Origin of the sequence: Pseudoalteromonas sp. S554, from assembly GCF_005930865.1 — a bacterium.
GTDB lineage: Bacteria > Pseudomonadota > Gammaproteobacteria > Enterobacterales > Alteromonadaceae > Pseudoalteromonas > Pseudoalteromonas marina.
The window spans coordinates 32,265-46,154 of record NZ_PNDV01000001.1 but is presented as its reverse complement, the minus strand read 5'-3'; the positions used below and the strand labels follow the sequence as shown (position 1 = coordinate 46,154).

The 13,890-nt window shown below is 42.7% G+C and carries 11 protein-coding genes; 8 read left to right on the top strand and 3 right to left on the bottom strand.

Annotated features, from left to right (window positions below; all coding sequences use genetic code 11):
* Positions 1 to 317: 317 nt before the first annotated feature.
* Both CWB65_RS00230 and CWB65_RS00225 read right to left on the bottom strand, forming a co-directional pair.
* Complete coding sequence (locus CWB65_RS00230) at positions 318 to 569, bottom strand: Rho-binding antiterminator (protein ID WP_033025257.1); 252 nt, start codon at positions 567 to 569, stop codon at positions 318 to 320.
* A 15-nt stretch (positions 570 to 584) separates the two neighbouring features.
* Positions 585 to 1,424, bottom strand: coding sequence for a DUF417 family protein (locus CWB65_RS00225; protein ID WP_008128526.1), 840 nt, complete (start codon positions 1,422 to 1,424; stop codon positions 585 to 587).
* 473 nt (positions 1,425 to 1,897) lie between these two features.
* Here CWB65_RS00225 and xdhA point away from each other — a divergent pair, with 473 nt between their 5' ends.
* From xdhA to puuE, 8 genes are read left to right on the top strand one after another with little or no spacing between them, the layout of a single operon-like run.
* Complete coding sequence (gene xdhA / locus CWB65_RS00220; protein ID WP_138739541.1) at positions 1,898 to 3,406, top strand: xanthine dehydrogenase small subunit; 1,509 nt, start codon at positions 1,898 to 1,900, stop codon at positions 3,404 to 3,406.
* On the top strand, positions 3,393 to 5,732 hold the full coding sequence (gene xdhB, locus CWB65_RS00215; RefSeq protein ID WP_138739540.1) for a xanthine dehydrogenase molybdopterin binding subunit: 2,340 nt from the start codon (positions 3,393 to 3,395) through the stop codon (positions 5,730 to 5,732). The genes xdhA and xdhB overlap by 14 nt, the downstream gene beginning before the upstream one ends.
* Entirely contained in the window at positions 5,725 to 6,615 is an 891-nt protein-coding gene (gene xdhC, locus CWB65_RS00210; RefSeq protein WP_138739539.1) for a xanthine dehydrogenase accessory protein XdhC, read from the top strand. The genes xdhB and xdhC overlap by 8 nt, the downstream gene beginning before the upstream one ends.
* Positions 6,612 to 7,112 (top strand): 2-oxo-4-hydroxy-4-carboxy-5-ureidoimidazoline decarboxylase, encoded by a 501-nt coding sequence (uraD, locus tag CWB65_RS00205; RefSeq protein WP_138739538.1) that lies wholly within the window; start codon positions 6,612 to 6,614, stop codon positions 7,110 to 7,112. The genes xdhC and uraD overlap by 4 nt, the downstream gene beginning before the upstream one ends.
* Positions 7,109 to 7,459: a hydroxyisourate hydrolase gene (uraH, locus tag CWB65_RS00200; protein ID WP_138739537.1), complete on the top strand. Its 351-nt coding sequence runs from the start codon at positions 7,109 to 7,111 to the stop codon at positions 7,457 to 7,459. The genes uraD and uraH overlap by 4 nt, the downstream gene beginning before the upstream one ends.
* Positions 7,460 to 7,461: 2 nt before the next feature.
* Positions 7,462 to 8,826 carry a guanine deaminase gene (guaD, locus tag CWB65_RS00195; RefSeq protein WP_138739536.1) on the top strand — a complete coding sequence of 455 codons (1,365 nt, stop codon included), beginning with the start codon at positions 7,462 to 7,464 and terminating at the stop codon, positions 8,824 to 8,826.
* Between the two features lie 3 nt (positions 8,827 to 8,829).
* On the top strand, positions 8,830 to 10,041 hold the full coding sequence (locus tag CWB65_RS00190; RefSeq protein WP_138739535.1) for a urate hydroxylase PuuD: 1,212 nt from the start codon (positions 8,830 to 8,832) through the stop codon (positions 10,039 to 10,041).
* Position 10,042: 1 nt separating this feature from the next.
* Positions 10,043 to 10,975, top strand: coding sequence for an allantoinase PuuE (gene puuE, locus CWB65_RS00185; protein ID WP_138739534.1), 933 nt, complete (start codon positions 10,043 to 10,045; stop codon positions 10,973 to 10,975).
* Positions 10,976 to 11,061: 86 nt separating this feature from the next.
* On the opposite strand, the gene CWB65_RS00180 is transcribed toward puuE, so the two are convergent.
* Positions 11,062 to 13,563, bottom strand: a complete 2,502-nt coding sequence (locus CWB65_RS00180; protein ID WP_138739533.1) for a S8 family serine peptidase — start codon at positions 13,561 to 13,563, stop codon at positions 11,062 to 11,064.
* Positions 13,564 to 13,890: the final 327 nt, after the last annotated feature.

Below are 13,890 nucleotides of genomic sequence, written 5' to 3'. Positions count from 1 at the left end.
AAAAATCAGTTTTAAAACTATTTTTTGTTTTGCACTTACTACACTTTAACAACAACTACTCCAAATAAAGGATATGACGCTTGCCATAAACGGCACACATAATATAGCTTAATAATCCCACCTAATAACTACAATGTAAACAGGCAATTAGGGGTTATAAAAGTGACTTTTCATAAGGTACAAAAGCCGTATTGATAAGGTTATTGGGTTGGGTTGCGAATTAGAGTAAAAGTTGCGGATTATATACATTGTTTGTTTTTAATAGGGCTTTACAGCGCTGCCTTTGCAGCATTATTAATAAAGCTATAGTGGAGTATTTAATTAACCTCAAAGTTTATATTATCAAAATACGGGTTGTGAGTGAGCGCTTTAATTACACTAATGCCGGTAAGTTCTATGAGCTTTAGCTCGCCACTTGCATTTATGGCAATGCACTCTTGTTTGAGTGCATTGCGTTTTATATCAGCTGCTACACCACATACACTATCACCATTTTTTAATACAAGCTCAATATTCAGCCTGTGCATACAAGCAATTTCGATGTAATCGTAATGGTTGCAACTGATCATAAGGTTCTCTTTACATTATTTAGCTGGTTTAAATAGTATTAAAGTGGCAATAACAATTAAGTTGCCTACATACCATAAATCTTTAATTACAAATTGGCCTAATCGATCTAATAACGCGCCTGAACTTAATGCGCCGGTGGCGGTAATTAAAAATGTTTGGGTCATTAAAAAAACACTTAAACATGCTAAACCACTCACTATAATGAGCTTTTTATTGTTAATTAAAATGCCCGCACCGAGTAACACTGCAAATAATACATCAAACCCGCCAATTACGTTTGATGCGCCTTGTACGCTAAATACCGTGTATAACCACGACATAAACGGTGAGGTTTCTACTAACCCCACAATGGCTTTAGCTTCAAACTCATAAAATTTCATGCCGCCAATCCACAGTAAAACCATCGCAACCGGTATAAAGTTTAAAAAAACATGTTGTTTGTCGGTGAGCTTATTTTTATAAAACAAAAATAAATACAAAGGAATAACAGCAAAGTATTTAATAATGCCTTGCCCACTGCCAATAATTGGAAAGCCTCCTAACTGCGCCATCCAACGGTTACTGGCCAATAAAGTAAGTAAAGGCACAATGCAAACAATTAACGCTAAAACAGCTACTGGCATAGGCTTTAGTAATTTTAAATGTGCGGCTAGAGTGGCGAGAGCTAATGCAATCATAGCGGTGCCTGTGAGCAAACCTAACGTATTTACACTGAGTAAGATATCAAGTTCATAAAAGCTAAAGGTCGCTGTAAGTGTGTTTGGGTTTGCACCTAAAGCAAGCGATACACCAAGTAATGCAAAGCTGAGTGTAAGTATGAAGGTGAGTGCGTTATTTGTGTGTGTTAGGTTCATTGTGTGCTCATTAAATTTGTCATGCCTAATAAAGACCTTGTTATTTATAAAAAGCATTCAACCTAGCCAATTAAATATTCACACATCTGTAACTTAAAAAGTTATGTAAACGCACTTTTCAAAAGCAAAAAGCTCACAAAAATAAACATATCCTTTTGGTCAGGTTTATACATAAAAGCTATTTAAATTTCACCTAAAAGCTAACAAAAAAATTTAATCACCTCATATAAAAAAGAATAAAAACAAAATAAACATCTGATATAAAATATAAAAATAAATACACCCCCTTGCTTTTAATGCTTGTTAAATTAACCAAACACAAAAAAGCTAACCGATCGGTCAGATATGGCATATTAACTGCAAAGTATTAATCATAATAAAACAGCTTTTTTCTTACTTGCGCAATAACAATACGAAAAAGCAAACAACAAACCTTATTAAAAACAGGGTGTTAAAAAGCTAAGGGGGTCTGTGTGATTCAGTTTCTGTTAAATGACACGCCAATTGAAGAACAAGAATGCTCGCCAAGTCTCACCATTTTGGACTGGCTTCGCACCAAAAAAGGGAAAATGGGCACCAAAGAAGGGTGTGCTACAGGCGATTGCGGCGCGTGCACAATTTTAGTTGGCGAAGAAAAACTAAACTCAAACGGTAACCCAGTTTGGCACTACCAAACTATGAACAGCTGTCTGCTTTTATTAGGCAATGCACACGCAAAACACATAGTAACCGTAGAGGCTGTAACAACGGGGCTTTACCCAACCCTTGATGACTTACACCCAGTACAACGCGCATTAGTAGAGTGCCATGGTTCGCAATGCGGTTTTTGTACCCCAGGTATAATAATGAGCATGTTGGCGCTTTATATTAATCAACCGAGTTATCCAGGTAAAAAAGCTGCTATTCATGCTTTAGGTGGCAACTTGTGCCGTTGTACTGGCTACAGCCCTATTTTACTAGCGGTAGAAAAAGCCTACAGCTATGAGCGTAAAAATGAGCCTTACTCAGCCATGGCAGCTCAGTTTAAAGCCTCACTTAATACGCAACATGATGACGATGTTCCATTTTTAAAAAATGGCCCTCGCAAATTCTACTTGCCACAAAATGCTAAGCAACTTGTTGAGCTTAAAGCGCGTTACCCGCATGCACACTTGGTTGCTGGTGGCACCGACTTTGCCATTGAGCTTAGCCAAAATATGCTATTACCCGATGTAATAATATCCCTAAGCGAAGCTAAGGAGCTGTGCACATTAAGCGATAACGACGGCGAGCTACATATTGGTGCAGCACTCCCTTACAGCCAGTTTGTAGATATTTTTTACAATTACTACCCAGAGTCTAAAGAGCTATTTGAACGCCTAGGCTCTAACCAAGTACGTAACAGTGGCACCTTAGGTGGCAGCATAGGAAATGCCTCTCCTATTGGCGATCCAGCTCCTTTACTCATTGCACTTAATGCCACTATGGATTTATTAAGCGCAGCAGGCACACGCACTATAAACGTGGCCGACTACTTTGTTGATTACAAAAAAACGGTCATTAAAAGCGATGAAGTCATTAGCAAAATTACCGTACCTAAACGTCCAGACTCGTTAAAGCTTGCGTGTCATAAAATTTCAAAACGCTTTGAAGATGACATATCTACTGTGTGTTTAGTACTGGCTATAGAGCAAACGCAAGGCGTAATTAGCAATGCCCGCTGCGCCATGGGCGGTATGGCAGCAATACCCAAACGCGCCACGCACATAGAGCAAAAACTTAATGCTCAGCCCTTACAAGTAAGTACGTTTATAGATGCCGCAGCCGCTATAAATGACGACTTTTCCCCAATGAGCGATGTACGCAGCAGCGCACATTACCGCACTTCAGTAAGCAAAAACTTGCTACAGCGTATTGGTATTGAGTTTTGCGATGCACAGCCTAGTAGCAATAAAAATAATAACAACATTGCCATTACGAGGATCTCACATGCGTCACTTTGAAATGGATAAACTAAAAGCCCAAGGCGGAAGCGTTGGCCAATCTAAGTACCACGAAAGTGCAATAAAACAAGTATGTGGCAATGCAAACTACGCCGACGATAACCCAGAGCCTCATGGCTGCTTACACGCCTACCCTGTACTTGCGCCCATTACCAGCGGCTTTATTAAATCAATCGATACAAGTAAAGCGCTTGAAGTGGCAGGCGTTAAACGTATTTTATCGGCTGATGATGTACCCGGTAAGCTTGATATTGGCCCAATATTCCCAGGTGATGTGCTATTAACCAATCACGAAATTCAATACCACGGGCAACCTGTGCTGGTAGTCGTTGCCGACAGCTACGAAATGGCGCGCCGCGCTGCTCGCTTAGTGGTTATAGAGTGCGAGCAAACCACCCCCATACTTGATATTAAAGAAGCGATAAAAAAAGAGCACTGGGTAAGACCGCCACACTCACTCAAGCGTGGTAATAGCGAGCAAGCCATAAATAAAGCAGCCCACCAGCTTAAAGGCGAAATACACATAGGTGGGCAAGAACACTTTTACCTTGAGGGGCAAATAGCACTTGCTCAGCCCGACAACGATGGCGGGATTCATGTTCAATGTTCTACGCAGCACCCAACCGAGGTGCAGCACTTAGTTGCTAAAATTTTAAAAAAGCCATTTAGCTTTGTAAACGTAGAAACCCGCCGAATGGGCGGTGCTTTTGGCGGCAAAGAAACTCAAGGCGCGCCGTGGGCTTGCCTTGCAGCGCTTGCGGTTTATCACCTTGGCTGCGCCGTTAAAATGCGGCTAGCCCGCAGCGACGACTTTAAACTTACCGGTAAACGCCACCCATTTTATAATCAATACCATGTAGGGTTTGACCAAAATGGCCTAATTGAAGGCGCTGATGTAACCGTAAATGGGTTTTGTGGTTATTCGCCTGACTTATCCGATGCCATTGTAGACCGCGCCATGTTTCATGCCGATAACGCTTATTACTACCCAGCCGCCACAATTAAAGGGAATCGCTGTAAAGTTAATACTGTAAGCCACACCGCATTCAGAGGATTTGGTGGCCCGCAAGGCATGATCATGGGCGAGCTAATAATGGACGATATAGCCGCTAAATTGGGTAAAGATCCGCTTGAGATCCGAAAACTTAATTTATACAAAAAAGGCCGCGACACCACGCCGTACCATCAAACCGTAGAGCAACATATTTTAAAAGATATGATAAGCCAGCTTGAGGAGTCGGGTGATTACTGGGCGCGAAAAAAGGCAATTAAAACCTTTAATGCATCATCGCCCATTATCAAAAAAGGCCTTGCGATGACGCCGGTTAAATACGGTATATCGTTTACCGTACAGCACTTAAACCAGGCGGGTGCACTCGTGCATGTATATAGCGATGGCTCGATACATTTAAACCATGGCGGCACCGAAATGGGCCAAGGGCTTAATACAAAAATAGCGCAAATAGTAGCCCATGGCTTTGGCGTTGATTTTGACGCAGTAAGCATAAGCGCTACTCGTACCGACAAAGTACCAAACACCTCGCCAACCGCCGCATCAAGTGGGACTGACCTAAACGGCATGGCGGCGCTAAACGCGGTAAACACTATAAAAGAGCGTTTAATAAACTTTATAAGCGAGCACTTTGAAGCAGACAGCCAAAGTATTGTATTTAAAGATAACCTGATTACCTTTAGCAAAGGCGAAATTAGCTTTAGCGAACTTGCAAACCTTGCTTATATGAACCGTATATCGCTTTCATCAACCGGTTATTACGCCACGCCTAAAATTCATTACGATAGAGCAAAAGGCGAAGGCCGACCGTTTTTTTACTACGCGCATGGCGTAGCACTGAGTGAAGTAGAAGTAGATACGCTAACAGGCGAAAACACCGTAACCCGCGTAGATATACTGCACGATGTGGGCAGCTCAATTAACCCTGCACTTGATATAGGCCAAATTGAAGGGGCTTTTGTGCAAGGTATGGGCTGGCTTACCACCGAAGACTTACAATGGAACGATAAAGGCCAGCTTGCCAGCTTTGGCCCTGCTAACTATAAAATCCCGGCTATTGGCGATACCCCAGCCGAATTTAACGTCAATTTATATAACTCTGCCAACCCAGAAACCACCGTTTTTAGATCAAAAGCAGTTGGCGAGCCGCCGTTTATGTTGGCCTTTAGTGTGTGGAGTGCGATTCGAAACGCCATAAGCAGTGTGGCTGATTACAAATACACCGCCCCACTTGATACGCCTGCTACACCTGAACGTGTATTAAATGCAATTGAGCAAACCGCCAGCTGGTTTAAGGAGCAGCAACATGGCTAATTTAAATGAGTCGTTTCAGGGTTTTCATACGCAAAACTGGGCGCAAGCTATAAACCAGCATGAACAAAGCGGCACTAACTATGTTATTGCGACGGTGCTTGGCACCAACGGCTCAACCCCACGTGGCACGGGCTCTAAAATGGTAATAAGTGGCGAGCATATTTACGACACCCTTGGCGGTGGTCACCTTGAATACGTAGTAATAGAAAAAGCCCGCGAGCTACTTGCCAAAGGCGAAGCAGCCCAAGTGATAGAGCAATTTAACCTAGGCGCAAATTTAGGCCAGTGCTGCGGCGGAGCTGCCACCGTTATGCTTGAGTGTATGCAATGCGAGCGTTTTACCCTTGATATTTATGGCGCAGGCCATGTAGCACAGGCGCTTATTGGTATATTGGCACAGCTGCCTATGCGTATACGTTGGATAGATAGCCGCGCCGATGTATTCCCGCAGGTTATTCCTAATAACGTAATAAAAGTGGTTGATGAAGAGCCAACAGAGCAAGTAAAACGCGCCCCTAAAGCTAATAATTACTTAATATTAACCCATAACCACCAGCTCGATTTTGCACTCACACAAGCCATTATTAAACGCGCTGATGCCAATTGGCTCGGTGTTATTGGCTCAGATACCAAAGCAAAACGCTTTAAACAACGCTTAGCTCATCGCAATTTTACCACCGAGCAAATAAACCAAATGACCTGCCCTGTTGGGCTAGAAAATGTAACGGGCAAGCTCCCTATGGAAGTAGCCATTTCGATTAGCGGGCAGTTAATTGGCCTTTATCAGGCTATGCAAGCTCATGCGCCTAAACGCCAAGGTTTGCAATGGCGTGCACTTAAAAATGCCTTAATTAGTACCACGCACGAGGAAGAAAACGCATGAGTAGCTTAAAAATTAACGACCTAAATGCAGCGCAAGCGCATCAAGCATTAGAGCATTGCTGCGCCGCCCCTAACTGGGTAAGCGGTATGCTAAATATCATGCCATTTGAAAATAAAGAGCACTTATTTAACAGCGCACAAAGCGTATGGGATAGCCTGGGTGAGAGCGATTATTTAGCCGCTTTTGAAGGCCACCCGCAAATAGGCGATTTATCAACCTTAAGTAAAAAGTACGCCGCTACAGCGCAAAAAGCGGGGCACGAACAATCGGGTATGAGCAAAGCAAACGAGCAAACCCTAAAAAAAATGATTGCGCTAAATAAACAATACCTCAGTAAATTTGGCTTTATATTTATTGTGTGCGCTAGCGGTAAAAGTGCTGAGCAAATGCTTGAACTTATAGAGCAGCGCGTACATAACACCCGCGAAAAAGAGCTAACAACTGCCGCGGGCGAACAAGCCAAAATAACAAAAATAAGATTGGAGTCATTGCTATGAATAAAAGTATGAATAAAAGCCCTATCACTACTCATATTTTAGATACCAGCACAGGCAAGCCAGCTGAAAATGTCACAGTAAAATTGTTTGTTCATACTAATAACGAGTGGGAATTAATCGCCCAAGGTAAAACAAACAGCGACGGGCGAATTGCCGACTGGCTAAATACAGACGTAGAATTTGCCACCTATAAGCTAGTATTTGATTTAGATAGTTACTATGAAAACCAAGAAACACCTGCGTTTTACCCAGAAGCGCAAATAACCTTTAGATTGCAAGATCAAAAGCATCATCACATCCCGTTATTGCTTAGCCCATTTGGCTACTCAACGTACAGAGGTAGCTAATAATGAGCACGCAAAACAATAATAAACTAACCGTAATTTGTGCCAACATACTCGATTTTGTTGACGACCCCGCCATAGTAGGCGACAACGCCCACCGCTATTTTGAAAAAGGCGCATTAGTTATTCAAAACGGTAAAGTGGTTAACCTTGGTTACGAGCAAGACATACTGCCAAGCTTAGATAAATCAGCCACTATTATTCGCCACGATGGCAAATTGGTTATGCCCGGCATGATAGACACGCACATACATTTACCACAAACCGAAATGGTCGGCGCGTATGGCGAGCAGCTTTTAAGCTGGCTTACAGAATATGCCTTCCCAACCGAAAAAAAGTTTGCCAGTGAAGTGTACTCAAGTGAAGTCTCAAACCGCTTTTTAGATGAGTTACTACGTAATGGCACCACCACCGCGCTTGTGTTTGGCACGGTACACCCACAATCGGTTGATGCGTTTTTTAACGAATCTCAAAAACGTAATTTACGCATGATTGCCGGTAAGGTAATGATGGACAGAAATTGCCCTGACGATTTATCAGATTGCGCGCAAACCAGTTACGATCAATCAAAAGCACTAATAAAAAAATGGCACAATGTCGATAGGTTGAGCTACGCGGTAACCCCTCGTTTTGCACCTACATCAACCCCCGAACAACTGCAAAAATGTACTCAATTATTAGAAGAATACCCTGACACGTACCTGCATACGCACTTATCTGAAAACAAAGACGAGTGTGAATGGGTAAAAGGGTTGTTCCCAGAGGCTGGTGACTACTTAAGTGTTTACGAGCAAGCTAAAATGGTGCGTAAACGTTCGGTATTTGCTCATAGTATTCATTTATCTGAGCGCGAGCTTTGCTGCCTTGCCGATAACAACGCGGCTATTTCTCACTGCCCTACCTCTAACTTATTTTTAGGCTCTGGCTTATTAAACTTAAAGGCCTGTGAAGAGCACGGTATTAACGTAGGCATGGGTACAGATGTAGGCGCAGGAACAAGTTTCTCGATGCTGCAAACAGGCAATGAAGCGTACAAAATTCAGCAGCTTCAAGGTCAAAAATTCTCAGCTTTTAAGGGCCTATACTTAGCAACTCTTGGCGGTGCGCGAGCCCTTGATTTAGAGGGCACCATAGGTAATTTTGCAATAGGTTGCGAGGCTGACTTTATTGTAATGGATTACGCAGCCACCTCGTTTTTAAAGTTCAGAATTGGCCACGCAAAAACCCTGCACGAGCAACTTTTTGCCATGATGATGCTAGGCGACGACCGCTGCATTGAACAAACCTACATCATGGGTAAAAGCGTGTATAAGCGCGATGATAAAAAACAGTTTACAGCCACCCAGACACCGCAATTAGAAGAGGCTTAGCCAATGGAAAATTATTTATTTGAGCTTGCTCATTTAGTACTGCGTTATTTTCATGTAATTGCAGGTATAGCGTGGATTGGAGCGTCGTTTTATTTTGCGTGGCTTGATAATAACTTACAAACCCCACCCCAGTGGAAACAAGACAAAGGCATAAAAGGCGATTTATGGGCCGTGCACGGCGGTGGCTTTTACGAAGTGGCTAAGTATCAAAATGGCCCTGAACAAATGCCACACACCCTGCACTGGTTTAAATGGGAAGCCTACACAACGTGGATCACCGGTATTTTATTATTTAGCCTACTTTATTATGTTGGCGCCGATGTTTACCTAATCGATAACAGTAAAAGTGAACTAAGTAAATTTGCCGCTATTGGCGCATCGCTTGGCTTTATTGGCTTAGGGTATGGTGTTTATCGATTATTGTGTAAAACCCCACTTGTTGAAAACGGCAAAGCGTTTATTGCTGTGGTAATTGGTATATTGGCCCTTTGGACTTACGGGGTTGACCAGCTATTTAGTGACCGCGCTGTGTATATTCATGTAGGCGCGCTTATTGGCACGTGTATGGTTGGTAATGTGTATCACATAATTATGCCAGGGCAGCGCTACATGGTAAGCGAAGTAGAAGCTGGCCGCATTCCTGATTCAGAACCGGGTTTAAAAGCAAAGCTGTGCTCTATTCATAATAACTACGCCACGTTACCTGTGGTATTTATTATGCTGAGCAACCACTTTCCATATACCTACAGCCACAGCTTTGGCTGGCTTATATTAATTGCGCTATTTGGCATTGGCATGTGGATACGCCATTACTTTAACTTAAAGCACCAAGGCGTTAATAAACCCTCGGTACTTATAAGTGGTATTGCCGCCTTTTTTGCCTTAATGCTTACTATCGCTCCATGGCCTAGCAGCCCAACAAATGCAGACGAAAACGCACCTTTACAAGCGAGCATTACCGACACTCAAGTGTGGGATATAATCAGCAAGCACTGTACACAGTGCCACAGTAAAACACCCACCTCTGAGCTTTTTCAAACAGCGCCCCTTGGCTTTAAGCTCGACTCTATCAATGATGTAAAAAAAGCCAGCACGCTTATTCATACCCGCGCGGTTATAACCAAAGACATGCCATTGGCAAATATGACCAAAATGACTGATGCTGAACGCGAAACGCTAGGCTCTTGGCTCACAGCGCTTAAAAAGGAGCAATAACATGAGCGAGCAATTTAAACACTACCCGCGCGATTTAATTGGTTATGGCTCACAGGTGCCCCATGCAAATTGGCCCAATAAAGCCCGCATAGCCGTACAAGTGGTATTAAATTACGAAGAAGGCGGCGAAAACTGTGTATTACACGGTGATGCAGCGGCTGAAACATTTTTGTCGGAAATAGTCAGTGCTCCGCATGTAGAAGACCGCCACATAAGCATGGAGTCTATTTACGAATATGGCTCGCGCGCAGGCGTGTGGCGCTTACTTAAACTCTTTAAAAAATACGATATACCGGTCACCATTTTTGCAGTCGCAATGGCCCTTGAGCGCCATCCCGATGTAGCTAAAGCGTTTGTTGAGGCAGGACACGAAATTGCAAGCCATGGTCTGCGCTGGATCAACTATCAACATATAGATAAGCAAACCGAGCGCGAGCACATGCAAAAAGCCATTGAGATCATTCAAGCACTTACCGGTAAAAAGCCTAAAGGCTGGTACACCGGACGCACAAGCCCAAATACTGCTGCCCTAGTGGTAGAAAATGGCACATTTTTATATGACGCCGACGATTACAGCGACGATTTACCCTTTTACAGTATTAAAGAAGGAAAACCACAGCTAATAGTGCCCTACACACTTGATGTAAACGACATGCGCTTTGCTGCTGTGCAAGGCTTTAATGCCGGAGATCAGTTTTATAATTATTTAAAAGATGCATTCGATACGCTTTATGAAGAAGGCGACCCACAAGGTGAAAACGCCCCAAAAATGATGTCGATAGGGCTGCATTGCCGCTTAATTGGCCGCCCTGGGCGCATTAAGGCCCTCGCACGGTTTTTAAAATATGCCCGCTCGCATGAACAAGTTTGGTTTGCCACGCGCGAGCAAATTGCGGAGCATTGGCTTAAAACCCATCCATACAAACAATTATAATTATGACGGCGCTTCTAAAATAATGGCATTGTAAAACAAAAAAAGCCCAGCATAGCTGGGCTTTGGTTACTCTAAGGGGTTATTACTTAATTAAATGTGACTGTTACTATGTTAGAACATACGTTTTCAGAAACACACAATTGGTAATCGTAGCTTGATAGTGAAGCACCACGCTCATAATCGCGGTAGCGGCCGTTATCCGACGTAGTATCAATTAGTTCACCATTACGGTAAACATTCATCGATTCAGCTCCCACTGTGTCCCAGCTAAGATCTACACGCATAGTACCCAAGCGTGATTTATTAGCGCGTTTTAATGTAAGCTCAATATCTACATCGCTGACAACAACCGTTTGCATTGACGTGCTAGTATTACCTTCGCTGTCTGTTACGGTTAATTCAACGTTGTAGCTGCCAGAGCCTGCGTACACATGAGTTGGATTTTGATCAGACGATGTTGCCCCATCACCAAAGTTCCAGCTCCACTGTGTAATATCGTTGTTGGCATCAGTACTTGCATCTGTAAACATGGCCGTTAAGCCTTCTATTTCAGTGTCAAAGCTCGCTTGTGGTGGCTGTGGAGTAACTTCTCCAATCGCACTAAATGTAAGAGACCAACCATTGATGTTACCAACATCAGCACCCGCTGTATCTACAACGTGTAACGTCCAATCACCAGTTGCAACTTCACTGTTGAAGGCGCCTGATGTGAATGTTTTAACAATATCATCGTCACTACCACCTTGATTACTTTGTAACGTAACTTCAGAACCTTGAGCCGATGTTAACGTTAATACCAAGTCACCAGACCACGTGTGAGTAATGTTTACATCGGCAGAAGTGCCAAAAATAGTTAAATCATCAGCAACAGTAATTACAGAGCTTGCACCTTGTGGATCGTTATCTGGAATAGATACGTTATCATCACTGCTATATGTAAAATCGTTTAAGCCTGCAGGCTGTAGCATTAATGACACAGTTTGTGTTTTTAACTGCTGATCTGTACTTGCCTCAACCGTAAAATCATAATTACCCCAAGGCGTGTCATCAAACGTATTTACAGTTAAAACAACCTCATCATCTGGGCGTGCCGTAGAAGCACTTAATGTTGCCCCCTCTAAACCAGCGCTAAGAGAAAGCGCTACATCGCCATCCCACTGCGCAATCGAACCAATTTCAAACATGTAGGTAACCGTGTCGCCAACAGTTGCTTGCTGAGTTGTAGGAGTAACCGATAATTTAAAGCCAGGTGTAGGGTCAGCATCTAATAATGCCTGGTTTGCATTTAAACGCGTACCTGCAACTGTTTTACCTGTTAAAGCAGTATTAGCATCGCCGCTGCTCATTAATAACTCTTTTAACTCTACGGCTGTTAAATCAGGGTTTACTGAAAGAACAAGAGCAGCCACACCTGCAACATGTGGAGTTGCCATTGAAGTGCCAGAATAACTAGCGTAACCGCCACCTGGAATAGTTGAAAGAATAGCGCTACCCGGCGCGCCCATATCAACACTTTCTAGGCCCCACTGTGAAAAACCAGACATGTTATCACTGCTATCTGTACTTGCAATTGATAGCACGCTGTCGTTTTCGTAGTTAGATGGGTAGTGCGGGTTTACATCGTTATCTACTGCGTCATTCCCTGCTGCTGCTACGAATAAAATGTCTGCATCTTCACTGGCCGTTATTGCATCGGCTAAAGCTTGGCTATAACCGCCTCCACCCCAACTATTATTTAGTACGCGAAGGTTAACACCTGAGTTTTTAAGACCAACCATGTAGTCAATACATTTAATGGCATCAGACGTTGAACCACTACCTGAAGCATCTAAAAATTTACAACCAGCGATAGATACATCATGGTTTACACCCACAATACCTTCGTTATTGTTGCCACTTGCACCAATGGTTCCTGAAACATGCGTACCATGCCCTTGATCGTCCATTGGGTTGCCTGAGTTAGTAATTGCATTGATGCCATGAACATCATCAACATAACCGTTACCGTCGTTATCAATTCCATCGCCAGCAATCTCACCAGGGTTAACCCAAGCATTTGCTAAAAGATCGGGGTGACTATAATCAACACCGGTATCAATTACACCAACAACCACATCTCTACTACCCGTAGAAATTGACCATGCTTCAGGTGCATCAATATCGGCGTCAGCTACACCACCGGTTTGACCCTCGTTATTTAAACCCCACAGGTCACCAAAACGCGGATCATTTGGCGTAGTGGCAATGCTTACACGGTAGTCTGGCTCAACATACTCAATAGCCTGATGAGTTTTAAGGCGTTTAATCGCCTCTTTAGTACTCATACCCGTTACTTTAAATTTAGCTAAGCGGCCTGAAAGTAAAGACTTATAGTTATCATCAACCTCATCGCTGTTCATGTCAGAGATTTTGGCTCTTACTAACGAGCGAGCTTGCTTACGCATTTTAGCTGACACATTTTTTTTGTATTTAACAATAAGCGAATCACTGCTTGCAGTTACTGATTGCTTAATACTTGTTTCTGGTAGTTGCGCAGCAGCTAAACAAGGAACAAGCGCAAGTGTAATAATAGATAATTTTGTTTTCATTGTTCTATCCATAGTTGATTAAGCTTAAAAATTTAAGCAAGTTTACTGACAACATCGAATAAGAAAGATCACATGGCATGTACCCAGCAAACTAACAAATCAAAAATTACTCAAGTCTTTAAATTGGAAACAATAAAAAATCAACATTTTTGACCAGTAGCGCAACTAAAAAAACACTAAAAGCAGTCTTTTTTATGAGCCAAATTCTTATAATCGGACACTTAAATAGATCAACAATTTTTACTGGTTTTTTAATAAAACAGTGAGAATAAAAATATAAGCACCATAACCAATTGTATTAAAACAATAAAAAAATTGGTAAAAAAA

Coding starts and splice junctions, on each gene's coding strand:
- CWB65_RS00230 (WP_033025257.1), bottom strand. CDS start 569: ATGATCAGTTGCAACCATTACGATTACATCGAAATTGCTTGTATGCAC.
- CWB65_RS00225 (WP_008128526.1), bottom strand. CDS start 1,424: ATGAACCTAACACACACAAATAACGCACTCACCTTCATACTTACACTC.
- xdhB (WP_138739540.1), top strand. CDS start 3,393: ATGCGTCACTTTGAAATGGATAAACTAAAAGCCCAAGGCGGAAGCGTT.
- xdhC (WP_138739539.1), top strand. CDS start 5,725: ATGGCTAATTTAAATGAGTCGTTTCAGGGTTTTCATACGCAAAACTGG.
- uraD (WP_138739538.1), top strand. CDS start 6,612: ATGAGTAGCTTAAAAATTAACGACCTAAATGCAGCGCAAGCGCATCAA.
- uraH (WP_138739537.1), top strand. CDS start 7,109: ATGAATAAAAGTATGAATAAAAGCCCTATCACTACTCATATTTTAGAT.
- guaD (WP_138739536.1), top strand. CDS start 7,462: ATGAGCACGCAAAACAATAATAAACTAACCGTAATTTGTGCCAACATA.
- CWB65_RS00190 (WP_138739535.1), top strand. CDS start 8,830: ATGGAAAATTATTTATTTGAGCTTGCTCATTTAGTACTGCGTTATTTT.
- puuE (WP_138739534.1), top strand. CDS start 10,043: ATGAGCGAGCAATTTAAACACTACCCGCGCGATTTAATTGGTTATGGC.
- CWB65_RS00180 (WP_138739533.1), bottom strand. CDS start 13,563: ATGAAAACAAAATTATCTATTATTACACTTGCGCTTGTTCCTTGTTTA.